The following is a 22,489-nucleotide window of genomic DNA, read 5'->3' as shown; positions in this document are numbered from 1 at the left end:
CCGGCGCCCGCGGCGAACCCTAGACTGGCGGGATGCCTCTCATCGCACTCACCGGCGGCATCGCTTCCGGAAAGTCGACCATCGCGCGACGCCTGGCGGAACACGGCGCCATTGTCGTGGACGCTGATCAGATCGTGCGAGACGTGCAGGCCCCGGGGTCTGCGGTGCTCGACGCGATTGCCCAGACGTTCGGCCCTGAGATGATCGGGGACGACGGGGCCCTGAACCGCGCGGCGCTTGGCGCGGCGGTATTCGGCGATGCTGAGCTGCTTTCCCAGCTGAATGCGATCGTGCACCCTGCTGTGCGGGCGGAGTCGAAACGCCGGTTTGAAGAGGCGCTCTCCGCTGACCCGAACACGGTTGTCGTGTACGACGTGCCTCTTCTTGTCGAGGCGAGAGTTGACGATCCTTGGGATCTCATCGTGGTTGCGCATGCACCCGCAGAGGTGCGAAAACGACGGCTCATCGATGTGCGCGGAATGAAGGAGCGCGAAGCGCAAGACCGGATCAACGCGCAGGTCTCCGATGACCGTCGTCTTGCTATCGCCGACGTCGTGATTGACACCGCCACGACGCTGGCAGAGACTCACGCGCAAGCGGATGCGCTCTGGGAACGCCTGCGCGCAGGCTGATTGCATCGATCGTTTCGCCGACGGCGGTGCCTGGTGGCCTTGATGTCGGAGGGGCGGCATACGCTTGAGGTATGCAACCCACGCGCAGCGTCCGTCCCTTCGAGGTCATTAGCGAATATGCGCCGGCTGGCGACCAGCCCAAAGCCATTGCCGAGTTAGCTTCGCGCATCAATGCGGGTGAGACCGACGTCGTGTTGCTCGGTGCCACAGGTACGGGTAAGTCGGCCACGACGGCCTGGCTCGTCGAGCAAGTACAGCGCCCCACCCTCGTGCTGGCGCACAACAAGACGTTGGCGGCGCAGCTTGCAAACGAGTTCCGCGAACTTATGCCCAATAACGCGGTCGAGTACTTCGTGTCTTACTACGACTACTACCAGCCAGAGGCGTACGTTCCCCAGACCGATACTTTTATCGAGAAAGACTCATCAATCAACTCCGAGGTTGAGCGGTTGCGCCACTCGACCACAAACTCGCTACTCAGTCGCCGAGACGTCATTGTGGTCTCCACGGTGTCTTGTATTTACGGACTTGGCGCGCCGGAAGAGTATCTGCGTGCCATGGTCGCGCTCCAGGTCGGGGAGCGCTACGACCGCGATGCGCTCATCCGCCAGTTCATCGCAATGCAGTACAACCGCAACGACGTTGATTTCTCGCGCGGAAATTTCCGGGTGCGCGGCGACACGATCGAGATCATCCCGGTCTACGAAGAGCATGCGATCCGTATCGAGTTGTTCGGCGACGAGATTGAAGCGTTGTACTCGCTGCATCCGCTCACAGGCGAGGTCATCGAGAAGCTAGTTTCTGTTCCGATCTTCCCCGCATCGCACTACGTCGCAGGAACAGATGTCATTCAGCGATCGATCGGCACGATCGAAGCGGAACTCGAGGAGCGTCTCGCCGAGTTCGAAAAGCAGGGCAAGCTCCTCGAAGCACAACGTCTGCGTATGCGCACAACCTTCGATCTCGAGATGCTGCAACAGTTGGGATTCTGCTCCGGCATCGAGAACTACTCGCGGCACATGGACGGGCGCCAAGCAGGCGAGCCTCCCCACACACTGCTCGACTTCTTCCCTGACGACTTCTTGATGGTCATTGACGAGTCGCACGTGACCGTCCCGCAGATCGGTGCGATGTACGAAGGAGATTCTTCGCGCAAGCGCACGCTCGTTGATCATGGTTTCCGGTTGCCGAGCGCGATGGATAACCGACCGTTGCGTTGGGATGAGTTCAAGAACCGCATCGGGCAGACGGTGTATCTCTCTGCAACGCCTGGCAAGTACGAGATGGGAATCGCAGACGGCGTGGTCGAGCAGATCATTCGTCCGACGGGTTTGGTTGACCCCAATATCATCGTGAAGCCCTCGAAGGGCCAGATCGACGACCTGCTCGAAGAGATCCGGTTGCGGGTCGAACGAGACGAACGCGTGCTCGTTACTACGCTGACCAAAAAGATGTCGGAAGAGCTCACAGACTTCCTTGGCGAGCACGGTGTGCGGGTGCGCTATCTGCATTCCGACGTAGACACGCTGCGTCGTGTCGAGCTACTCAGCGAGTTGCGCGCCGGCGTGTACGACGTGCTTGTCGGTATCAACCTCTTGCGAGAAGGCCTCGACCTGCCCGAGGTCTCGCTCGTGGCGATTCTCGATGCTGATAAAGAGGGGTTCCTACGGTCGGGGACGTCTCTCATTCAGACCATCGGACGCGCAGCACGAAACGTCTCTGGCGAAGTGCACATGTACGCCGACAAGATGACCGACTCGATGACGAAGGCGATCGAAGAAACTGACCGTCGCCGCGAGAAACAAGTGGCGTACAACAAAGAGCATGGGCTCGACCCGCAACCGCTTCGCAAACGCATCGCCGACATCACTGAGGTGCTTGCCCGTGAAGGGGCAGACACGGCAGAGATGCTATCGGGACGCGGACGTGCGACCGGTAAGGGCAAATCGCCAACGCCCAACCTGCGCCGCACCGGAATCGCAGCCGAGGGTGCGCAACAGCTCGAAGCCACGATTCAAGACTTGTCGGATCAGATGTTGGCCGCAGCGTCCGAGCTCAAGTTTGAGTTGGCCGGGCGTCTACGCGACGAGGTCCAGGATCTCAAGAAGGAGCTTCGCGCAATGGAACGCGCCGGACACGCGTAGATCGGCCAGTAACCGATGGATGCCGAGGGCGACGAACTAGCCGATCGAGTGAGGGCACTCCTGGGAGCAGACCCTGCTGTCGAAGAGCGACGCATGTTCGGCACGAAGGCGTTTTTGCTCGATGGTCGAATATTGGTCGGAGCGCGAGCCGGCGGAGTGCTGCTTGTGCGAACCGATGACGAAAACGGAGCTGCCCTGCTGACCGAATCGGGAGCTGCGCGAGCCGTGATGGGGGCAAAGACCATGGGGGCCGGCTGGCTAGATGTGGAGGCAAGCGCCATCGAAGATGACACTTCGTTGATGTTTTGGCTCGATGTCGCGCGGGAGTCTGCGGCCGCACCTACGGGCAGTGCATGAGAGGCTTCGGGCCCGAACGGTCGATCTCGTGTTCGGTCATCGGAGAACCACAGAGTGGGCACGCTCGCGCCGCGCGTTCGGCGGCGCTGGGCGGTGGGGTTGTCTCGTAAGGGCCGACGGAGGCGGGCCCGGCGAAACGAATAAGGTTCGTGTTGATCCAGGCGTATAGCCCTCCGGCTTCGCGAATGCGCGTGCGGAGGGGCGGGCGATCCGAATCCTTGGTCATGTTGTTTAGTGTACTAATGATTTGTGCAGATATAGTCATCTTGTGACCCATGACGACGACCTGCTGCGGTTAGAGAACCAGCTCTGTTTTGCGGTGGTCACCGCGGCGCGCAACGTTGTCGCGCTCTATCGTCCGATCCTCGAACCACTCGGGCTCACGCACCCGCAATACCTTGTCATGCTGGTCTTGTGGGAAGAGTCGCCTCGCACTTTGAATGAGCTGGCCAGTGAACTCGCCCTTGACCCCGCAACCGCTTCTCCGCTGGTGAAGCGCCTCGAAACCGAAGGATTGTTGCTGCGTCAGCGCAGCAATCGAGACGAGCGTCGTCTAGAGATCACTTTGACTCCGGCTGGCGCCGCGTTGCGAGAGAAGGCCCTTGATGTTCCTCGCCAGGTGATGGCGACGGTAGGAATGAGCGTTGCGGATGTCGAGGCGCTCAGAGACGGGCTGGCGCCTTTCGCCGGACGACGCCCAGGGGTGCGCTAATACATCAGAGCTCGACGAGATGCCAGGGCGGAGCCGATGTCCGTGGCCCCTCGTAGACTTGTGCGGTGCCCATCGTCCCTGTTGCCTCCTCCGGAACACTCAGTGTTCGCGGCGCCCGTGTCCATAACCTCAAGAACGTCGACATCGACATCCCTCGCGACTCACTGGTCGTATTCACAGGCCTGTCAGGGTCGGGAAAGTCCAGTCTCGCGTTCGACACAATCTTCGCCGAAGGGCAACGCCGATACGTCGAATCGTTGAGCGCGTACGCGCGCCAGTTCCTCGGCCAGGTGGACCGACCAGACGTGGATTTCATCGAAGGGCTCAGCCCTGCAGTTTCGATTGACCAGAAGTCAACGAACCGTAACCCGCGTTCTACCGTGGGCACGATCACAGAGATCTACGACTACATGCGGTTGCTGTGGGCGCGGATCGGTATTCCGCATTGCCCGGAATGCGGTGAGCGAATTCAGCGGCAGACCGTGCAGCAGATCGCTGACCAGCTGATGGAGCTCCCTGAGCGCACCCGCTACCAGGTGGTGGCGCCGATCGTTTCGCAGAAGAAGGGCGAGTTTGTCGACCTGTTCCGGGAACTGGGAGCAAAGGGCTATTCTCGGGCAATCGTCGACGGTGATCTCATCCAGCTTGCGGAGCCGCCGAAGCTGAAGAAGAGCTACAAGCACGACATCGCTGTAGTGGTCGACCGTTTGGTCGCTTCGGACGAGATTCTCGGTCGCGTGACGGACTCTGTAGAGACCGCGCTCGGTCTTGCTGGCGGTGTGGTGCAGATCAATTTCGTCGACGGCGAAGGCGACGACTCCTGGCAGACGTTCTCGGAGAAGTTGGCTTGTCCGAACGGCCATGAGCTGACGCTGACCGAGATCGAGCCGCGAACATTCTCTTTCAATGCGCCGTTCGGTGCGTGCCCGACGTGCTCAGGGCTCGGCACTCGCATGTCGGTCGATGTCGACCTGATGCTGGGAGACGAAGACCTCTCCATTCGGGAAGGCGTCATCATCCCGTGGACGACCCAGGGCAAGGGACTTTTCCAGTACTACGAGCGACTGCTCGAGGGTCTCTCCAGAGACCTTGATTTCTCGCTCGACACACCGTGGCGCAAACTGCACTCTGACGTGCAGAACGCCATTCTGCGCGGCGAGAACTACAAAGTCACCGTGAAGTGGAAGAACCGCTACGGCCGTGAGATGCGGTACGCATCGGGGTTTGAGGGCGTCGTTCCCTACATCGAACGCCAGTACCTTCAAGCTGAATCTGACAACCAGCGCAACCGGTGGGGGGAGTACCTCCGCGAGGTACCGTGCCCCGTCTGCAACGGTGACAGGCTCAAGCCAGAGGTCTTGGCTGTGCACGTGCATGGGAGCTCCATCGCTGAAGTTTCACACCTCAGCCTTGCCGACGCCCGCGCGTTCATGGAGACACTCACCCTCACTGACCGTGAAGCGCAGATTGCCGCACAGGTGCTGCGTGAGATCAGACTCCGTCTCGATTTCTTGCTCGAGGTAGGCCTCTCTTACCTCAACCTCAGCCGCGCCGCTGGGTCACTCTCTGGCGGAGAAGCACAGCGCATCCGCCTGGCCACGCAGATCGGATCGGGCCTAACAGGGGTGCTCTACGTTCTCGATGAGCCGTCGATCGGTCTCCACCAGCGAGACAACCGTCGTCTTATCGACACCCTGCTCAAACTGCGCGACCTGGGCAACACCCTCATCGTGGTTGAGCACGACGAAGAGACGATCGAGGCAGCCGACTGGGTCGTCGATATCGGTCCAGGAGCGGGTGTCAACGGCGGTGAAGTCGTGCACTCGGGGCCGTACTCGGCACTTCTCGACGACAGCGCGTCGATGACAGGGGAGTACCTCTCGGGCCGTCGCGAGATTCCGATGCCTAGCAAGCGGCGCAAGATCGACAAGAAGCGCATGCTGAGCGTCGTCGGCGCTCGGGCCAACAATCTACAGAATGTGACGGCCGACTTCCCGCTCGGCGTGCTGACCGCCGTCACGGGCGTCAGCGGTTCGGGCAAATCGTCGCTCGTGAACGACATCCTCTACCAGGTGCTTGCATCCCGGTTGAACGGAGCGCGCACGGTTCCCGGCAAGCACACCCGAGTGACGGGTCTCGACAACCTCGACAAGGTTGTGCACGTCGATCAAGCACCGATTGGCCGCACTCCGCGGTCGAACCCGGCGACCTACACCGGAGTTTTTGATCGCATCCGCTCCCTGTTTAGCGATACTCCAGAGGCAAAGGTGCGCGGCTACCAGCCCGGCCGGTTCAGCTTCAACGTCAAGGGCGGACGCTGTGAGGCATGTTCCGGTGATGGCACGATCAAGATCGAGATGAACTTCCTTCCCGACGTATACGTCGACTGCGAGGTCTGCCACGGAAAGCGCTACAACCGGGACACGCTCTCGGTGCACTACAAGGGCAAGAACATCGCCGAGGTGCTCGAGATGCCGATTGAGGAGGCAGCAGAGTTCTTCGAGCCGATCCAGGCCATTCACCGTTACATGAAGACTCTGGTGGATGTAGGTCTGGGGTACGTCCGGCTCGGACAATCAGCTACGACCCTGTCTGGTGGCGAGGCTCAGCGTGTCAAGCTGGCGACCGAGCTTCAGCGTCGCAGCAACGGACGCAGCATCTATGTGCTCGACGAGCCGACAACAGGTTTGCACTTCGAAGATGTTCGCAAGCTTCTTGAAGTGCTGAACGGTCTGGTCGACAAGGGCAATACAGTCATCGTCATCGAGCACAACCTCGATGTGATCAAGTCAGCCGACTGGGTGATCGATTTGGGACCTGAAGGCGGGTCCGGCGGAGGCCAGATCGTTGCCACGGGTACACCTGAGCAGATCGCACGTGTCGAGGAGAGCCACACCGGACTCTTCCTTGCCGAGATCTTGGGTGAGGGGCGCTCCGCGCGGAAGGCCAGCTGATGGCCGACGTCCTGCCATACAAACCGGGGCCGGGAGAGATTCCGACCGACCCCGGCGTGTACCGCTTTAGCGACGCCGCTGGCCGCGTGCTATACGTGGGCAAGGCCAAGAACCTGCGCCAGCGGCTCTCGAACTACTTCGCGCCGCTTCGTACGTTGCACGAACGTACGAGACGTATGGTGACCACAGCAGCGGCGGTCGAGTGGACCGTTGTCCCTACCGACGTCGACTCGTTGCAGCTCGAATACATGTGGATCAAGGAGTTCGATCCGCCCTTCAACGTGAAGTACCGAGACGACAAGTCGTACCCGTTTATGGCGGTGACATTGGGGGATGAAGCGCCTCGCGTGATCGTGACGCGCAATCGAAAGATCTCGGGCGCTCGCTACTTCGGCCCGTATCCCAAGGTCTGGGCGGTGCACGAGACGATCGATCTGATGGTCAAGGCCTTCCCGATTCGTACCTGCAGCGATTCCAGCTACAAGCGCGCGATGCAAACGGGGCGACCCTGCTTTCCTGGTCAGATCGGGAAGTGCGGCGGCCCCTGCTCGATGACGGTCTCGATCGATGAGCACAGGGCGATCGTGAACGACTTTGTGGCGTTCATGGCAGGCGGTGACGAAAGATTCACGCGTGATCTCACCGCACGCATGCTCGCTGCCTCTGCGGCGATGGACTACGAAGCCGCGGCGAAGTACCGCGACAAGCTGTCTGCGATTGAAGCAGTCCTCGGCAAGAGTGCGCTCGTGCTCCCCAGCGACGAAGATGCCGATCTGTTCGGCATCGCTGAGGACGAACTTGCAGCGACAGTGCAACACTTCACGATCCGCGGCGGTCGTATCCGCGGAGTCCGGGCGATCACGATCGAGAAAGAGCTCGACATCACGAGCGCTGATCTCGTCGAGCAGGTGCTGCAACAAGCGTACGGAGAAGCGCAAGACGTGCCACGACGCATCTTGGTTCCTACTCTTCCCGATGATGTAGAAGAGCTTGAGCTGTGGTTGCGGGGGCGTAAAGGAAGAAAAGTAGAGATTGCCGTCGCCCACCGCGGGCAGCGAGCCGATCTGATGCGCACGGCGACACTCAATGCCCAGCAGGCCCTGATCAGGCACAAAGCGAAACGCACGACCGATTACGTAGCCCGAGCTCAGGCACTGACAGATCTGCAGGAAGCGTTGGGGATGACGGAGGCGCCGCTGCGTATCGAGTGCTTCGACATCTCACATCTCGGTGGCACAAACGTCGTGGCCTCGATGGTGGTCTTCGAAGACGGCCTTCCGCGCAAAGATCAGTACAGGTCGTTCGGTATTGCTGAGACGACAGATGACACGGACTCGATGTACCAAGTACTCCGCAGACGGCTTGCGTACCTCGATCGGCCAGAAGAGCTGGAGAGTGAGAGCGGCGAAGACACTGTCGTTCGTCGCAAGCCGCGCTTCGCTTATCGACCTCAGCTGTTGCTCGTTGACGGTGGTAAGCCGCAGGTTGAGGCGGCAGCCAGGGCACTTCGCGACGCCGGTCACACGGAGATCGCAGTGTGCGGTATCGCCAAGCGGCTAGAAGAAGTTTGGCTGCCCGGTGATGACTTTCCGGTGATCCTGCCGCGGACAAGTGAGTCGCTCTATCTGTTGCAACGGCTGCGCGACGAAGCGCACCGGTTCGCCATCACTCACCAGCGGAAGAAGCGTCGCAATGACATCTCGTCAGTGCTCGCCGAGGTGCCAGGGCTCGGCGGGTCCCGCATCAAGGTTCTGCTGAAGCACTTTGGGTCTGTCACCGCGTTGAAGGCCGCCGCACCGGAAGAAATCGAAGAAGTTCAAGGAATCGGTCCAGTGCTCGCGCAGAATATCCATACCCACCTGTCCACTCGCTAGGCTGGAAGTCGAGGGGGAGAGGGAGCACTGAGTAATGGTTGACGAGGAAAAAGGCGAGTTCCTCATCGTCACGGGGATGTCGGGCGCTGGTCGGACAACAGTCGCGAACGCGCTAGAAGATCTGGGCTGGTACGTCGTTGACAACCTGCCGCCACAAATTCTGCGTCCTCTGCTCGATCTCACTGATATGGGCGGCACTGCTTTGCCCAAGGTCGCGGCTGTCGTAGATGTGCGCGGTCGCAATCTTTTCGATGACTTCCCCGATGTCGCGCGCGCTTTGCGTGCGCGGGGTTCGGTGCGTGTGCTGTTCCTTGACGCGTCAGACGACGTGCTGGTGCGACGGTTCGAGTCAGTCCGACGTCCGCAGCCGCTCCAGGGTGACGGCACATTGCTCGACGGCATTCGGCTGGAACGGTCCAAACTTGCGCCGATTCGCGAGGCGGCAGACCTCGTGATCGATACTTCAACGCTCAACATCCACCAGCTGGCTACCCAGGTGTCAGACATTTTCTCTGAAGAGGGACAAGCGCGTCACCGGGTGACTCTCCTCAGCTTCGGGTTTAAGTACGGTCTGCCGACGGATGTCGACATCGTCGCTGACATGCGTTTTCTTCCGAACCCGTTCTGGAACGAAGAGCTCCGCGGGTTTACCGGACAGGACGAGGCTGTTCGCGATTACGTTCTCTCCCGCGAAGGGGCAACGGAGTTCTTGGACGCATACGCCGCGGCCCTTACGCCGATTCTTGAGGGGTACCAGCGCGAGAACAAGAGCCATTCGACGATCGCTATCGGATGCACTGGCGGCAAGCACCGCTCTGTAGCGATGTCCGAAGAGCTGGCGCGCAGAATATCGTCAATCCCTGGGGTAGCGGTTAACGTGCGTCACCGAGACCTCGGTCGAGAATGAAGCGGCGCACGGCCGGGTAAGCTGGACGTTTGCGCCGCGATCCGGCGCGTGAACGCGAAGGAGTGTCGTGGCACTAACCACCGACGTCAAGGCCGAGCTGGTCAGCATCCGCAACGCACCCCCGACGGTGCGAGTTGCGGAGGTTACCGCGATCCTCCGGTTCGCTGGCGGTCTGCATTCCATCGCTGGTCGCGTAGCGGTCGAGGCGGAAGTGGATGCCGAGACGCTTGCACGTCGCGTGGCCAGAGACCTCGCAGAGATCTATGGTGTTCGCCCCGAGATCGCGCAGGTGCAGTCAAGCACCGCCAATGACGGTGCGCGCTGGGCAGTGCGTGTCATCGCGCAGGGTGAGACCCTTGCGCGCCAGACGGGTCTCCTTGATCAGCGTCGGCGCCCGGTACGCGGACTGCCCAACAGGCTCACCACCGGTTCGAGGGCCGAGGTTGCCGGCATTTGGCGAGGCGCGTTCCTCGCCGCAGGTACGCTCAGCGAACCCGGTCGTTCCGCCATGCTCGAGGTCGTCTGCCCTTCTTCAGAAGCAGCAATGGCCCTCGTTGGTGCTGCCCACAGACTCGGGGTAGCTGCGAAGGCGCGCGAAGTGCGGGGCATGCCGCGCGTTGTCGTGCGTGAAGGAGACGCGATTCGCACCATCCTCAACGAGATGGGCGCGCAGCGGACTGCCGTGGCGTGGGAAGAACTCCGTCAGCGCCGTGAGGTGCGAGCAGGAGTCAACCGGCTCGTCAATTTTGATGATGCAAACCTCCGTCGTTCCGCGCAAGCAGCGGTCGCGGCGTGTGCGCGCGTAGAGCGCGCGTTGGAGATTCTTGCCGACGAGGTACCGGATCATCTGCGGGTCGCGGGAGAGCTGCGCCTGGCGCACCGAGACGCGAGCCTGGATGAGCTCGGACATCATGCTGACCCGCCGCTCACCAAAGACGCCGTCGCCGGACGCATCCGCCGCCTGCTTGCGATGGCCGACAAGCGTGCGCAGCAGGAGGGGATTCCTGGAACGGAATCCGCTGTGCCGGTCGGGCTCGAAGTCTGACCACTCGATTTTTTCGACCCGTCGTCCTGTATCTAGGACGGCGGGTCTTTGTCAATGGTGGAAGGTTCGGCGGCGCGCGAGCGTTGTCGTCAGTAGGATGAAACACGTCCGCTCTACGCCGCACATCGGCGGCGCGGAGGATCGGCAAGCGCCGCGGCGCGGCGCGGATTGGATGAAAGCGAAATGGCGACTTACACGCTCCCCGACCTTCCCTACGACTTCGCAGCACTCGAGCCGCACATCAGCGGCAAGATCATGGAGCTGCACCATGACAAGCACCACGCAGCGTACGTCGCTGGTGCCAACACCGCACTCGAGGGCCTCGCCGAAGCCCGCGATAGCGGCAACCTGGCCAACGTCAACAAGCTTGAAAAGGACCTCGCCTTCAGCCTGGGCGGTCACGTCAACCACTCGATCTTCTGGACGAACCTCTCCCCGAATGGTGGCGGCGAGCCTGAGGGCGAGCTGAAGGCAGCGATCGATGAGTATTTCGGCTCGTTCGATAAGTTCCAGGCGCACTTCACCGCAGCCGCGACGGGTATTCAGGGCTCTGGCTGGGCGGTCCTCAGCTGGGACACGATCGGCTCGCGTCTGATCATTCAGCAGATGTTCGACCAGCACTCCAACACCGCACAGGGCACCATCCCGCTGTTCCAGCTCGACATGTGGGAGCACGCTTTCTACCTGGACTACCTCAACGTCAAGGCGGACTACGTGAAGGCAGCCTGGAAGATCGCGAACTGGGAAAACGTCGCGCAGCGTCTCGAGGTCGCCCGCGAGAAGACGAACGGCCTGCTGGTACTGTCGTAAGCGGGTCGCGTCCCAACGAGCTATGGCTCGTTGGGACGCCCTCTCAGCCAAAAAACCCCGCGCCTCACGTATGCCGGAAAGCTGCGTGTCACGCATGAGAAACAGGGAGACCTGAGTGTCTGTCAAGATCGGTATTAACGGCTTCGGCCGCATCGGACGCAATTACTTCCGCGCGGCTCTCGCGCAGGGAGCTGACCTTGAGATCGTCGCGGTCAACGACCTCACCGACAACAAGTCCCTGGCGCACCTGCTGAAGTATGACTCTGTAGGTGGCGTCCTTGACGAAGCAATCAGCTACGACGAAGACAGCATCACCGTCAACGGCAAGGTCATCAAGGCTTTCGCCGAGCGTGACCCCGCCAACATCCCGTGGGGTGAGCTGGGCGTGGACATCGTCATCGAGTCGACTGGATTCTTCACCAAGGCCGAGCTCGCCAAGAAGCACATCGAGGCCGGCGCGAAGAAGGTCCTGATTTCCGCTCCTGGAACAGGCGTTGACGGCACGTTCGTCATGGGCGTGAACGAAGACACCTACAACCCGGAGACGGATCACATCATCTCCAACGCGTCGTGCACCACCAACTGCCTCGCGCCGTTGGCTCAGGTGTTCAACGACGCTTTCGGCATCGAGCGTGGCTTCATGATGACCGCTCACGCCTACACCGCCGACCAGAACCTGCAGGACGGGCCGCACGGCGACCTCCGTCGTGCGCGCGCCGCGGCGATCAACATCACGCCCGCATCCACTGGTGCAGCTAAGGCCATTGGCGAGGTTCTTCCGGAGCTTCAGGGCAAGCTCAGCGGATCTTCCTACCGCGTGCCTGTTCCCACCGGCTCCATTGTCGACCTCACCCTCATCACCGACCGTGAGAACCTCACGGTCGAAGAGGTCAACGAGGCGTACAAGAAGGCCGCAGCGGATGGCCGTTTGGTCGGCTACCTGCAGTACAACGAGGACCCGATCGTTTCGAGCGACATTGTGCACAACCCGCACTCCTCGATCTTCGATTCGACGCTTACCAACGTCAGCGGCAACCTCATCAAGGTGTCCAGCTGGTACGACAACGAGTGGGGCTACTCCAACCGTCTCGTCGACCTGACCGAGTACGTGGCTGAGCGCCTCTAAGCTCAACGACATGACTCTGCGCACCCTAGAAACACTGGGGTCGCTCGAGGGCAAGCGCGTCATCGTCCGTTGTGATCTCAATGTCCCCTTGCGGGATGGGATCATCACGGACGATGGCCGCGTTCGGGCCTCGTTGCCGACCATCAACGCACTGATCAACGCGGGAGCCCGCGTGGTTGTGTGTTCGCACCTCGGGCGGCCTAACGGCGCGCCCGACCCTCAATACAGCCTGGAGCCCGTAGCTCAGCGACTTTCCGAGCTGCTTGGCGTTCCCGTCGCATTCGCTCGCGACACGGTCGGAGAGTCGGCCGAGGAAGCTGTCGCTTCGTTGGAAGACGGCGGAGTCGTCGTCATCGAGAACCTGCGTTTCAACGCGGGGGAGACCTCCAAAGATGACGCAGAGCGCGGCGCATTTGCTGCGCAGCTCGCAGAACTCGGTGATGTGCTGGTTTCTGACGGCTTCGGTGTCGTGCACCGCAAGCAAGCGAGTGTCTACGAGCTTGCTGAGTTGCTGCCGTCTGCCGCTGGCCTGCTGATCGCAGCTGAACTCGAAGTACTCGACCGTCTGACGGAGAACCCACAGCGTCCGTACGCGGTCGTGCTTGGCGGTTCGAAAGTCAGCGACAAGCTCGGCGTGATCTCACACCTGCTTCCTCGTGTCGACAAGATTCTCGTCGGCGGCGGCATGCTCTTCACTTTCCTGAAGGCGCAGGGGCACGCTGTGGCCTCCAGTCTCCTTGAGGAAGATCAGCTGGAGACTGTACGCGGTTACATTGCAGAGGCAGCAGAGCGCGGCGTGGAGCTTGTGCTCCCCACCGACGTGGTTGTCGCGGCATCGTTCTCGGCAGAAGCCGCTCACGAGGTCACTGCCGCAGATGCGATTGAGGCGACAGCCTTTGGTGCGTCGGGCATTGGTCTCGACATCGGACCAGAAACGGCTGCTCGGTTCGCGGAGGTAATTCGCGGCTCTCAGACAGTCTTCTGGAATGGCCCGATGGGCGTCTTCGAGTTCTCGGCATTCGCTGCGGGTACCAAGGCGGTCGCACAAGCGCTCACCGAGGTTGACGGACTCAGTGTCGTTGGCGGCGGCGATTCCGCTGCTGCGGTGCGTCAGTTGGGCTTCTCCGACGATCAGTTCGGTCATATTTCGACCGGCGGCGGCGCGAGCCTCGAATTCCTCGAGGGCAAGAAACTACCTGGGCTGGAGGTCCTCGGATGGGCGTGAACTCTCGTACCCCGCTAATCGCGGGAAACTGGAAAATGAATCTTGACCACCTACAGGCGGTCGCGTTTGTGCAGAAACTGCACTGGACGTTGAAAGACGCCAAGCACGAAGAAGGCTCTGTCGAGGTGGCGGTCTTCCCGCCGTTCACAGACATTCGTAGCGTGCAGACGCTGATCGATGCAGACAAGATTCCCTTCGCGCTCGGCGCGCAGGATGTCTCAGCTCACGATTCCGGTGCCTACACCGGTGAGGTGTCTGGTGCATTCCTGTCGAAGCTTGACGCGAAGTACGTCATCATCGGTCACTCTGAGCGTCGTGAGTACCACGCCGAGGGCGATGACGTCGTCGCGGCGAAGGTGCAAGCAACGCTGAAGCATGACCTCGTTCCGGTTATCTGCGTCGGTGAGACTGCAGACGACCTCGAGAAGTTTGGTGCAAGCGCTGTTCCTGCAGGTCAGCTTGAGGCAGCACTGCAGGGCGTATCGCCGAAGGCTGATGTCGTCGTCGCGTACGAGCCCGTCTGGGCCATCGGCTCAGGCAAAGCAGCAACGCCACAGCAGGCGCAGGATGTTTGCGCTGCTTTGCGGACGGTTGTCGCCAAGGTCCTCGGGGATGACGCCGCAGCGCGCACGCGCATTCTGTACGGCGGTTCTGTGAAGTCAGCGAACATCGCCAGCTTCATGCGCGAACCTGATGTAGACGGCGCTCTGGTCGGCGGGGCAAGCCTCGTCGTAGACGAGTTTGCCGCGATCATTCGCTTCGAGAAGCACGTCGGCGTGTGAGTGCAGCGGGGCTTCGGCCCCGCTGCACCGTATACTTGACCGTTACGGGGGCGCTTCGGCCCCAGCGAAAGGCTCTTTCTCGTGGCAATTCTCGAGTTCGTTCTGCAGGTTGTGCTGGGTATCACCAGCGTCCTGCTGACCCTCCTCATCCTCTTGCACAAAGGTCGCGGTGGCGGCCTGTCCGACATGTTCGGTGGTGGCATGACGTCGACCGCCGGCTCCTCTGGGCTCGCGGAGCGGAACCTGAACCGCTTCACAGTGGTCCTGGCACTCACCTGGTTCGTCGCCATCGTCGCGTTGGGCCTCATCACGAAATTCGAGGCAAGCTAATGGCTACCGGTGGAAACGCAATCCGTGGAACTCGCGTCGGCTCAGGGCCGATGGGGGAGCAGGACCACGGCTACCACACCGACCGCACAGCGGTTTCGTATTGGGATGGCCTCGGCAATGAGACTGTGCGTTACTTCGCAGCTGGTCTCCCCGAGGAAGAGATTCCCGATACGATCGACCACCCCCAGTCTGGGCTCCCTGCGGGTCGCGACAAGGCAAATCCGCCTGCACTCGCGAAGCCTGAGCCCTACAAGACTCACCTTGCTTATGTGAAGGAACGTCGCACAGACGAAGAAGCAGTTCAGCTGCTTGACGACGCGCTCACACAGCTCCGCGAGCGTCGGGGGCAGTGACCTCAGCGTGACATCGAAAAGACCGCCGCGAGTAATCGCGGCGGTCTTTTCTGTGAGCCTGGAGTACGCGGCGGTCTAACGGCACCCGGACGCGGCATCGATGTAGCTCTGTGGTGGGTAGCCGTATGCCCAGACCCCGTTGGCGTCGTCGGTGTGCCCCATGCCGATGGCCCAGGCTGTAGCCCATTTCTCGATACTGTCTTGCGTCGAGGAATCGTACATGTCCTGGCATTTCACGCTGATGGCATGACCGATCTCGTGGGCGACAAGCGCTTTGCTGCGCGCAGCCGGCCATTGCTCGGCGACAGAGTTAGAAAGCTCGATGTTTGCGCGCCCCGGGGTCTCCCACCACCAGGTCGTGTATCCGCCCATGCTGCCGTTGTATCCCGCACCGTTGACTACGGGAGACCAATCGAACTCGAGCAGGACTTCCGGCGCGATCGAGCGAGCGTACGCCTCGATCTCCAGGCGAGCGTTCTTGAGCGGTCCTTCTTTCTCGGCTAGCTCAGCTGCCTCGGTTGCGATGACTTGGTCACCCGCATCCTGGAGCGAGATGTAGGCCGCCGCCGCTTCTTGGTCGACGAGAGTCGCATTGGCGACAGAAGCTGCCGCGGTACGGAGCTCGATCACCGCGTCATTGCGTGCAGAGAGATGCGCAGTTTCAAACGGTGCTGCAGCGGTACTCGCGGCCTGCAGCACGGCGATACCCGTTGTCGTGATCGACTGCTCAGCCTCGACGACATCACCGCTCTCGTCCTGCAGAGCGGTGATCAGCCGCTCAGCATCCTCGGTGTTCTGGTTGAGCTCGGTCGTTCTACCAAATAGCTCCCAAAACCACACGGGCTTGTTCATGACTGGGGCAAGGTCGCTGGAGACAACGACATCTGCGTTGCCGGCTGCTTCCTCGCCTTCGGAAAGTGAGCTGGAGAGCGCCGCAGAGAGATCCTCTTCCACGACAATCGATCGGCTCTCGCGGGAAAGGATGAGGTTGGCAGCAGAGGCAGACTCGCGTAACTCTGCTGTGTCGGCTCGCACCTCGGCTTTGAGTTCGAAAGCGACCAGCGAGGTCTCGTCGTATCGGGTTGCTGCCTGGTCGTAACCGAGGTTGGCGCCCACCTGGGTGGCTACCAGGGCGGCGATGATGCCTGCCCCACCCAGGACTCCGAGAATTACGCCTTTTCGTCGTCTCGGGCGTGTCGCGGTGGTGTGCGCCGCATTCGCAGAAAAAAATCCGGGCAGTTGGTGCCCGCCATTGTGCTCCATCAGGACGCTACCGTCTTCGTCCCGCAGATTCGGTTCGGTCACATCGATCCCATTCGGTCCTGGTTCCGCGTGCCGGAAATGCGGCAGTGATGTCACTGTATTCAGAAGTTGCGACAAAATGCGAGAAGGCCCTCACCGTGTGGTGAGGGCCTTCTTAAGTGGAGGGGCTGACGGGAATCGAACCCGCATCATTAGTTTGGAAGACTAAGGCTTTACCACTAAGCTACAGCCCCGAATCCTTGACCTAAATCGAGGACCGGGCGGAATCGGAACTCCGCGAGATCGATCATAGCGGACAGTGGAGAGTGTTTTCGTCCGTTAGACTCGGTGGGGTCGAATTCGTTTACGGATTCACCGGGGCGTAGCTCAGCTTGGTAGAGCGCCCGCTTTGGGAGCGGGAGGTCGCAGGTTCAACTCCTGTCGCCCCGACACAAACCCAGACCTTACGGCCGCAACTTGATGCGGAAATCACGAGGAGAACACACGAGCATGGCGAACAGCACCGTCGAGAAGCTGACCCCGACGCGGGTCAAGCTCACCATCACGGTCACCCCGGACGACCTCAAGCCGAGCATCGCTCACGCATATGAGCACATCGCCCAGGACATCCAGATCCCCGGCTTCCGCAAGGGCAAGGTTCCTGCTCCGATCATCGACCAGCGCGTCGGACGCGGTGCTGTTATCGAGCACGCGGTGAACGAGAGCCTCGACAAGTTCTTCCGCGAGGCAACGGTCGAGCACAAGGTGCGCGTCGTTGGCCGTCCGGCTGCAGACATCACCCAGTGGCCGAACGAGAAGGATTTCTCTGGCGACCTGCTGGTCGACGTCGAGGTAGATGTTCGCCCCGACATCGAGCTGCCTGCTTACGACGACATCACCGTCACGGTGGACGCAATCGAGGCAGACGAGGCAGCGCTTGACGCTGAGCTCGACAACATGCGTGCGCGTTTCGGCACGCTCGTTACCGTCGACCGTCCCGCTGCGAAGGGTGACTTCGTCGAGCTCGACCTCGTTGCCGCTATCGATGGCGCAGAGATTGATCGCGCAGAAGGCGTCTCCTACGAGATCGGCTCTGGCGAGCTGCTTGAAGGTATCGACGACGCGATCGAGTCCCTCACTGCTGGTGAGGACACGACGTTCCGCTCCGCTCTCGTTGGTGGCGACCACGCCGGTTCCGAAGCTGAGGTCTCTGTCTCGGTGAAGGCTGTCAAGGAGCGCGAGCTTCCAGAGGCAGACGACGACTTCGCGCAGATTGCCAGCGAGTTCGACACGATCGCCGAGCTGCGCGAGAGCCTGGCTGAGCGCGTAGCTCAGCAGGGTGTCTTCACGCAGGGCTCTGCTGCTCGCGACAAGCTCGTTGAGGCGCTGCTCGAGAAGATCGAGATCCCGGTCCCGCCGAAGGTCATCGAAGATGAGGTGCACAACCACCTCGAGGGCGAAAGCCGTCTCGACGACGATGAGCACCGTGCAGAGGTTACCGAGGCGAGCGAGAAGCAGTTCCGCACGCAGGTTCTGCTGGACACCATTGCCGAGCAGGCTGATGTGCAGGTCTCCCAGGAGGAGCTCAGCCAGTACCTGATCCAGTCGGCCTCGCAGTACGGCATGGCTCCGCAGGAGTTCGTTGAGGCGCTGCAGTCGTCGAACCAGCTTCCCGCTCTCGTCGGCGAGGTTGCCCGTAACAAGGCTCTTGCTATCGCGCTCGGCAAGGTGAAGGTTGTGGACAGCAACGGCAAGTCCGTTGACCTTTCCGACTTCATTGTCACCGACGACGAGGCTGAGGCTGCGGAGACCGAGGCTGCGGCTGAGGAGAAGCCGGCCAAGAAGGCTCCGGCCAAGAAGCCTGCCGCCAAGAAGGCTCCGGCTAAGAAGGCAGAAAAGGCTGACGATGCCGATGCCGACGCAAAGCCAGCTGCCAAGAAGCCTGCTGCTAAGAAGGCTCCGGCCAAGAAGGCTGCAGACAAGGCTGAGTAGTCAGTAAAACTTCAGAAAGAGGGCGGGTGCTGCGGCATCCGCCCTCTTTTCTTGTCGAGAGGAAGTGGCGATGAAGAGCTGGGACGACCGCGTCGACGCGGTATGGGCAGATGCTTCAGGCGAAGAAGTGGGGGCAGAAACCATCGCGCGAATCGATGCTCTTGCTGCTGAGCGCGGAGTCGATGATGCGCGCGCGGAGTTCGAGCGTGCGGGTGCGCGCGACTCGGCGGGATACCCCGCAGATGCGGTGGTGCTCTATCGTCGCGCTCTCGCACTGGGGCTTGATGATGACCATCGTGCGCAGTGCATTGTGCAACTGGCCAGTTCGTTACGCAATATGGGCGAGTATGACGAGGCGTTGACGGTCATTCAGTGCGCAGAGAGCTTGCCCGCTGGCTCCCCGTACCGAGACGCCATCGCGACAGTTCATGCTCTGACTCTCGCCAGCTCAGGCCGCCCAGCGCATGGTCTCTCGGTTGCACTCATGGCCCTTGTGCCGCACCTCCCGCGGTATCACCGATCAATGTCCGCGTACGCCCAGGAGATCGCGGAACTCGACGCTTGATATGCCGACGGCGAACACGGCCTAGCCGCCGCGTTGTCGCCGGTAGATTCGAATCACTGAAACACGGAATCAGGAGCTGACATGGCTGCAGAACCCCTCGTCGCAACGAGCGTCTTCGACAGACTGCTGAAAGATCGCATCATCTGGCTAGGCTCAGAGGTGCGAGACCAGAACGCCAACGAGATCTGCGCGAAGATTCTTCTTCTCGCCGCAGAAGACTCTGAGAAAGACATCTACCTCTACATCAACTCGCCAGGTGGCTCGATCACCGCAGGAATGGCGATCTACGACACGATGCAGTTCGTTCCGAACGACATCGTCACGGTCGGGATCGGCATGGCGGCATCTATGGGTCAGCTGCTGCTGACCAGTGGCACCAAGGGCAAGCGCTACATCACGCCGAACGCGCGTGTGCTGCTGCACCAGCCGCACGGTGGCTTTGGTGGTACGTCAAGTGACATCCAGACCCAGGCGCAGCTCATCCTCTCGATGAAGAAGCGTCTCGCAGAGATCACCGCTGGGCAGACAGGAAAGTCTGTTGAGCAGATCAACGAAGACGGCGACCGCGACCGCTGGTTCACGGCGGATGAGGCGCTCGCCTACGGTTTCGTTGACCACATTCGCGAGCACGCTAGTGATGTCGCCGGTGGCGGCGGCACTGCGGACGACGCAGCGTAATTCGGATTCGAAAGGACATCATGTACACCCCTACTTTCCAATCCGCAGGCAACATGCCTTCCAGTCGCTACGTGCTTCCACAGTTCGAGGAGCGCACGGCTTACGGCTTCAAGCGTCAGGACCCGTACAACAAGCTGTTCGAAGACCGCGTGATCTTCCTCGGCGTGCAGGTAGACGATGCATCGGCTGATGACGTCATGGCACAGCTCCTCGTCCTGGAGAGCCAGGATGCTGAGCGCGACATCACGATGTACATCAACTCACCCGGTGGTTCTTTCACCGCGATGACGGCGATCTACGACACGATGCAGTACGTTGCCCCGCAAATTCAGACGGTGGTGCTCGGACAGGCCGCCTCCGCTGCCTCGGTGCTGTTGGCTGCTGGTGCTCCGGGCAAGCGTCTCGCGCTCCCGAACGCTCGCGTTCTGATCCACCAGCCTGCTATGGGTGAGGCCGGTCAGGGACAGGCTTCTGACATCGAGATTCAGGCCGCGGAGATTCTTCGCATGCGCACCTGGCTCGAAGAGACCATGGCGAAGCACACCGGAAAGCCTGCTGAGCAGATCAACCGCGACATCGATCGCGACAACATCCTCTCCGCCGCTCAGGCGTTGGAGTACGGCATCGTCGACCAGGTGCTCACGACGCGCAAGCGCGCCTAACGCATCTGTTCATAAGGGCGTCCGTCATTACGACGGGCGCCCTTTTGCCGTCCCCGGCGGATGCGCAGTCCGTCGAGCGAGTACTGCGCATATGAGCATCCAGATGCGCGAACGCGGATATGGCTCTACGCTGGAGGAGGAAGGAGGACGCTGTGGAAGAAGATCTGCTTATGGTTCGTGTCGCTGAGCTGTACTACGACGAGAACAAAACACAGGACGAGATCGGCGGACTCCTCAAGATCTCTCGGTGGAAGGTTGGCCGCCTGCTGACCCAGGCCCGCGAGCGTGGCATCGTGCGCATCGAAATCGTTCACCCGCGCGCGCGACGCCTCGGCCTCGAGCGACTACTTGTCGATCAGTACGGATTGACTGACGCTGTCGTTGTCCCTTCGCCAGAAGGCGACGAAGGGACGCTCGAGCGCGTGGCGCAGGCCGCTGCCGACTTCTTGACAGCGTTGCGCCCTGTTCCACGCACACTCGGTGTGAGTTGGGGGCGGACACTTCGCGCCGTCGCAGAGGCACTTCCCGACGGTTGGGCAAACGGCGTTACTGTCGTTCAGCTGAACGGGGGAGTGAGCCTGAATCGCCGCTCCGGCGGCGCAGCCGGACTGGCTGTCACGATTGCTCAGCGCGCATCGGGGCAAGTATCACTGCTGCCCAGCCCCGCGATTCTTGAACGCGTAGAGACAAAGCAGGCGATTGAATCCGACCGCACTGTTGCCGCCGTTCTCGAAGAGGCAGCGGAAGCACAGGCATTCCTCTTCACAGCAGGACCGTGCGATGCCTCATCTGCACATGTCGAGAACGGCTACCTCAGTGCTGAGGATGTCGACGAGCTCGCACGGCGAGGTGCCGTCGGTGACGTTCTCGGACGATATGTCGACGCCGAAGGCAACATCGTCGACTCACAACTTGACGCACGGACGGTCGGCGTATCGCTGGACCGGCTGCGCGGCGCTACCCACGCGGTCTTCGTGACGGCAGGCCCTGCCAAGCACGACATTGCGCGCACAGTGGTCACAAGCGGACTGTGTGGCGTATTGGTGACCGATGAAACCACAGCACGAGCATTGTTGGAGGAACAGTGACGACCCAAGAACTGAGCCGCAGGGCGGCGGTGGATGTCCTCGGCGGAGAGCCGGATGACGCCACACTTCGACGCTTCCTACACGGACTTCCCGGTGTGGATGCCGTCGGTCTCGAGCAGCGCGCTGCCGGTCTCGGCACCCGCTCCATCAAGACCACATCAAAGGCGTGGGCGCTCGATACGATCATCAAGCTGATCGACCTCACGACTTTGGAAGGCGCCGACACTCCTGGCAAGGTGCGCTCGCTCGTCGCGAAGGCCAAGACGCCGGATGCCGCAGATGCGACGACCCCTCGGGTAGCCGCAGTGTGCGTCTATGGCGACATGGTCGCAGACGCCGTCACTGCCCTTGCAGGAGCGCACGGAGATCCGGACGACGGCTTGATTTCTGTCGCGGCTGTCGCCACAGCGTTCCCCAGCGGTCGGTCGTCGTTGGCGATCAAGCTCGCTGACACAGCTGAGGCGGTTGCCGCGGGCGCGGACGAGATCGATATGGTCATCGATCGCGGAGCCTTTCTTTCTGGACGCTACGGCCTCGTTTTCGATCAGATCGCTCAGGTGAAGGAAGCATGCCGTCGTGAAGACGGCTCGTACGCCTCGCTGAAGGTGATCCTGGAGACGGGTGAGCTGAACACGTACGACAACATCAAGCGTGCCTCCTGGCTCGGCATCCTGGCTGGAGGGGACTTCATCAAGACCTCGACAGGCAAGATCCAGCCTGCAGCCACGTTGCCGACCACGCTGCTGATGCTCGAAACAGTGCGGGACTGGCACAAGGGCACGGGGGAGAAGATCGGCGTCAAGCCTGCCGGTGGTATCCGCTCGTCGAAAGACGCCGTGAAGTATCTCGTCACTGTTGCAGAGACGGTCGGCGAGGAATGGCTGCAACCACACCTTTTCCGGTTCGGTGCATCCAGCCTTCTGAACGACGTGCTTTTGCAGCGTCAGAAGCTCAGCTCTGGCCGTTACTCGGGCCCCGACTACGTCACGATCGACTGACGGGAAGACAAAC

At 61.2% G+C, this 22,489-nt stretch carries 22 protein-coding genes and 2 tRNA genes; 21 read left to right on the top strand and 3 right to left on the bottom strand.

The genetic code is table 11. The features are described 5' to 3' along the window. The first annotated feature begins 32 nt into the window (after positions 1–32). From coaE to AB0O87_RS11705, 3 genes are all read left to right on the top strand, one after another. Positions 33–632, top strand: coding sequence for a dephospho-CoA kinase (coaE, locus tag AB0O87_RS11715; RefSeq protein ID WP_363515852.1), 600 nt, complete (start codon positions 33–35; stop codon positions 630–632). A 71-nt stretch (positions 633–703) separates the two neighbouring features. After that, entirely contained in the window at positions 704–2,776 is a 2,073-nt protein-coding gene (uvrB, locus tag AB0O87_RS11710; RefSeq protein WP_363515849.1) for an excinuclease ABC subunit UvrB, read from the top strand. A gap of 15 nt (positions 2,777–2,791) precedes the next feature. Beyond that, positions 2,792–3,133 carry a TfoX/Sxy family protein gene (locus AB0O87_RS11705; protein ID WP_363515846.1) on the top strand — a complete coding sequence of 114 codons (342 nt, stop codon included), beginning with the start codon at positions 2,792–2,794 and terminating at the stop codon, positions 3,131–3,133. On the opposite strand, the gene AB0O87_RS11700 is transcribed toward AB0O87_RS11705, so the two are convergent. Continuing rightward, entirely contained in the window at positions 3,117–3,359 is a 243-nt protein-coding gene (locus tag AB0O87_RS11700) for a hypothetical protein (RefSeq protein ID WP_363515843.1), read from the bottom strand. The two genes, AB0O87_RS11705 and AB0O87_RS11700, sit on opposite strands and share 17 nt — an antisense overlap. Positions 3,360–3,401: 42 nt before the next feature. Here AB0O87_RS11700 and AB0O87_RS11695 point away from each other — a divergent pair, with 42 nt between their 5' ends. The 11 genes from AB0O87_RS11695 (at position 3,402) to AB0O87_RS11645 (ending at position 15,251) form a co-directional block, all read left to right on the top strand. Continuing rightward, complete coding sequence (locus AB0O87_RS11695; protein WP_363515840.1) at positions 3,402–3,845, top strand: MarR family transcriptional regulator; 444 nt, start codon at positions 3,402–3,404, stop codon at positions 3,843–3,845. 65 nt (positions 3,846–3,910) lie between these two features. Beyond that, on the top strand, positions 3,911–6,799 hold the full coding sequence (gene uvrA, locus AB0O87_RS11690) for an excinuclease ABC subunit UvrA (protein ID WP_363515837.1): 2,889 nt from the start codon (positions 3,911–3,913) through the stop codon (positions 6,797–6,799). Continuing rightward, positions 6,799–8,673 (top strand): excinuclease ABC subunit UvrC, encoded by a 1,875-nt coding sequence (uvrC, locus tag AB0O87_RS11685; RefSeq protein WP_363515834.1) that lies wholly within the window; start codon positions 6,799–6,801, stop codon positions 8,671–8,673. The genes uvrA and uvrC overlap by 1 nt, the downstream gene beginning before the upstream one ends. 34 nt (positions 8,674–8,707) lie before the next feature. Next, positions 8,708–9,580 carry an RNase adapter RapZ gene (gene rapZ / locus AB0O87_RS11680; RefSeq protein WP_363515831.1) on the top strand — a complete coding sequence of 291 codons (873 nt, stop codon included), beginning with the start codon at positions 8,708–8,710 and terminating at the stop codon, positions 9,578–9,580. 67 nt (positions 9,581–9,647) lie between these two features. Then, positions 9,648–10,625: a DNA-binding protein WhiA gene (whiA, locus tag AB0O87_RS11675; protein WP_363515828.1), complete on the top strand. Its 978-nt coding sequence runs from the start codon at positions 9,648–9,650 to the stop codon at positions 10,623–10,625. 183 nt (positions 10,626–10,808) lie between these two features. Continuing rightward, a complete protein-coding gene (locus AB0O87_RS11670; RefSeq protein WP_363515825.1) occupies positions 10,809–11,435 on the top strand; it encodes a superoxide dismutase in 627 nt (208 codons plus the stop codon). A gap of 115 nt (positions 11,436–11,550) precedes the next feature. After that, positions 11,551–12,561: a type I glyceraldehyde-3-phosphate dehydrogenase gene (gene gap, locus AB0O87_RS11665; protein ID WP_363515822.1), complete on the top strand. Its 1,011-nt coding sequence runs from the start codon at positions 11,551–11,553 to the stop codon at positions 12,559–12,561. A 10-nt stretch (positions 12,562–12,571) separates the two neighbouring features. Beyond that, entirely contained in the window at positions 12,572–13,786 is a 1,215-nt protein-coding gene (locus AB0O87_RS11660; protein WP_363515819.1) for a phosphoglycerate kinase, read from the top strand. Then, positions 13,777–14,568 carry a triose-phosphate isomerase gene (gene tpiA / locus AB0O87_RS11655; protein ID WP_363515816.1) on the top strand — a complete coding sequence of 264 codons (792 nt, stop codon included), beginning with the start codon at positions 13,777–13,779 and terminating at the stop codon, positions 14,566–14,568. Before AB0O87_RS11660 ends, tpiA begins: the two co-directional genes overlap by 10 nt. 81 nt (positions 14,569–14,649) lie before the next feature. Further along, a complete protein-coding gene (secG, locus tag AB0O87_RS11650; protein WP_363515813.1) occupies positions 14,650–14,898 on the top strand; it encodes a preprotein translocase subunit SecG in 249 nt (82 codons plus the stop codon). Continuing rightward, a complete protein-coding gene (locus AB0O87_RS11645) occupies positions 14,898–15,251 on the top strand; it encodes an RNA polymerase-binding protein RbpA (protein WP_363515810.1) in 354 nt (117 codons plus the stop codon). Before secG ends, AB0O87_RS11645 begins: the two co-directional genes overlap by 1 nt. Before the next feature lie 75 nt (positions 15,252–15,326). Here the strand turns inward: AB0O87_RS11645 and AB0O87_RS11640 are convergent, their stop codons facing one another. Beyond that, positions 15,327–16,556, bottom strand: a complete 1,230-nt coding sequence (locus AB0O87_RS11640; protein ID WP_363515807.1) for a hypothetical protein — start codon at positions 16,554–16,556, stop codon at positions 15,327–15,329. A gap of 117 nt (positions 16,557–16,673) precedes the next feature. Beyond that, positions 16,674–16,747: transfer RNA gene (locus AB0O87_RS11635), tRNA-Gly, on the bottom strand. A gap of 122 nt (positions 16,748–16,869) precedes the next feature. Between AB0O87_RS11635 and AB0O87_RS11630 the strand changes: the two genes are divergently transcribed. The 7 genes from AB0O87_RS11630 (at position 16,870) to deoC (ending at position 22,476) form a co-directional block, all read left to right on the top strand. Beyond that, positions 16,870–16,943, top strand: a tRNA-Pro gene (locus AB0O87_RS11630). A 60-nt stretch (positions 16,944–17,003) separates the two neighbouring features. Then, positions 17,004–18,485, top strand: coding sequence for a trigger factor (gene tig, locus AB0O87_RS11625; RefSeq protein WP_363515804.1), 1,482 nt, complete (start codon positions 17,004–17,006; stop codon positions 18,483–18,485). Positions 18,486–18,555: 70 nt separating this feature from the next. Continuing rightward, a complete protein-coding gene (locus tag AB0O87_RS11620) occupies positions 18,556–19,050 on the top strand; it encodes a tetratricopeptide repeat protein (protein WP_363515801.1) in 495 nt (164 codons plus the stop codon). 81 nt (positions 19,051–19,131) lie between these two features. Next, entirely contained in the window at positions 19,132–19,728 is a 597-nt protein-coding gene (locus AB0O87_RS11615) for an ATP-dependent Clp protease proteolytic subunit (RefSeq protein WP_363515798.1), read from the top strand. A 20-nt stretch (positions 19,729–19,748) separates the two neighbouring features. Further along, positions 19,749–20,390: an ATP-dependent Clp protease proteolytic subunit gene (locus tag AB0O87_RS11610; protein ID WP_363515795.1), complete on the top strand. Its 642-nt coding sequence runs from the start codon at positions 19,749–19,751 to the stop codon at positions 20,388–20,390. Positions 20,391–20,560: 170 nt separating this feature from the next. Then, positions 20,561–21,478 (top strand): sugar-binding domain-containing protein, encoded by a 918-nt coding sequence (locus AB0O87_RS11605; protein WP_363515792.1) that lies wholly within the window; start codon positions 20,561–20,563, stop codon positions 21,476–21,478. Then, on the top strand, positions 21,475–22,476 hold the full coding sequence (gene deoC / locus AB0O87_RS11600) for a deoxyribose-phosphate aldolase (protein WP_363515790.1): 1,002 nt from the start codon (positions 21,475–21,477) through the stop codon (positions 22,474–22,476). The genes AB0O87_RS11605 and deoC overlap by 4 nt, the downstream gene beginning before the upstream one ends. Positions 22,477–22,489 lie beyond the last annotated feature (13 nt).

Origin of the sequence: Microbacterium sp. NPDC076768 (genome assembly GCF_040687205.1) — a bacterium.
Classification (GTDB): domain Bacteria; phylum Actinomycetota; class Actinomycetes; order Actinomycetales; family Microbacteriaceae; genus Microbacterium.
Note: the sequence above shows the minus strand (reverse complement) of the source record. Positions and strands in the feature narration are given on the sequence as shown.

Coding starts and splice junctions, on each gene's coding strand:
- coaE (WP_363515852.1), top strand. CDS start 33: ATGCCTCTCATCGCACTCACCGGCGGCATCGCTTCCGGAAAGTCGACC.
- uvrB (WP_363515849.1), top strand. CDS start 704: ATGCAACCCACGCGCAGCGTCCGTCCCTTCGAGGTCATTAGCGAATAT.
- AB0O87_RS11705 (WP_363515846.1), top strand. CDS start 2,792: ATGGATGCCGAGGGCGACGAACTAGCCGATCGAGTGAGGGCACTCCTG.
- AB0O87_RS11700 (WP_363515843.1), bottom strand. CDS start 3,359: ATGACCAAGGATTCGGATCGCCCGCCCCTCCGCACGCGCATTCGCGAA.
- uvrC (WP_363515834.1), top strand. CDS start 6,799: ATGGCCGACGTCCTGCCATACAAACCGGGGCCGGGAGAGATTCCGACC.
- rapZ (WP_363515831.1), top strand. CDS start 8,708: ATGGTTGACGAGGAAAAAGGCGAGTTCCTCATCGTCACGGGGATGTCG.
- AB0O87_RS11670 (WP_363515825.1), top strand. CDS start 10,809: ATGGCGACTTACACGCTCCCCGACCTTCCCTACGACTTCGCAGCACTC.
- AB0O87_RS11660 (WP_363515819.1), top strand. CDS start 12,572: ATGACTCTGCGCACCCTAGAAACACTGGGGTCGCTCGAGGGCAAGCGC.
- tpiA (WP_363515816.1), top strand. CDS start 13,777: ATGGGCGTGAACTCTCGTACCCCGCTAATCGCGGGAAACTGGAAAATG.
- AB0O87_RS11645 (WP_363515810.1), top strand. CDS start 14,898: ATGGCTACCGGTGGAAACGCAATCCGTGGAACTCGCGTCGGCTCAGGG.
- tig (WP_363515804.1), top strand. CDS start 17,004: ATGGCGAACAGCACCGTCGAGAAGCTGACCCCGACGCGGGTCAAGCTC.
- AB0O87_RS11620 (WP_363515801.1), top strand. CDS start 18,556: ATGAAGAGCTGGGACGACCGCGTCGACGCGGTATGGGCAGATGCTTCA.
- AB0O87_RS11615 (WP_363515798.1), top strand. CDS start 19,132: ATGGCTGCAGAACCCCTCGTCGCAACGAGCGTCTTCGACAGACTGCTG.
- AB0O87_RS11610 (WP_363515795.1), top strand. CDS start 19,749: ATGTACACCCCTACTTTCCAATCCGCAGGCAACATGCCTTCCAGTCGC.
- AB0O87_RS11605 (WP_363515792.1), top strand. CDS start 20,561: ATGGTTCGTGTCGCTGAGCTGTACTACGACGAGAACAAAACACAGGAC.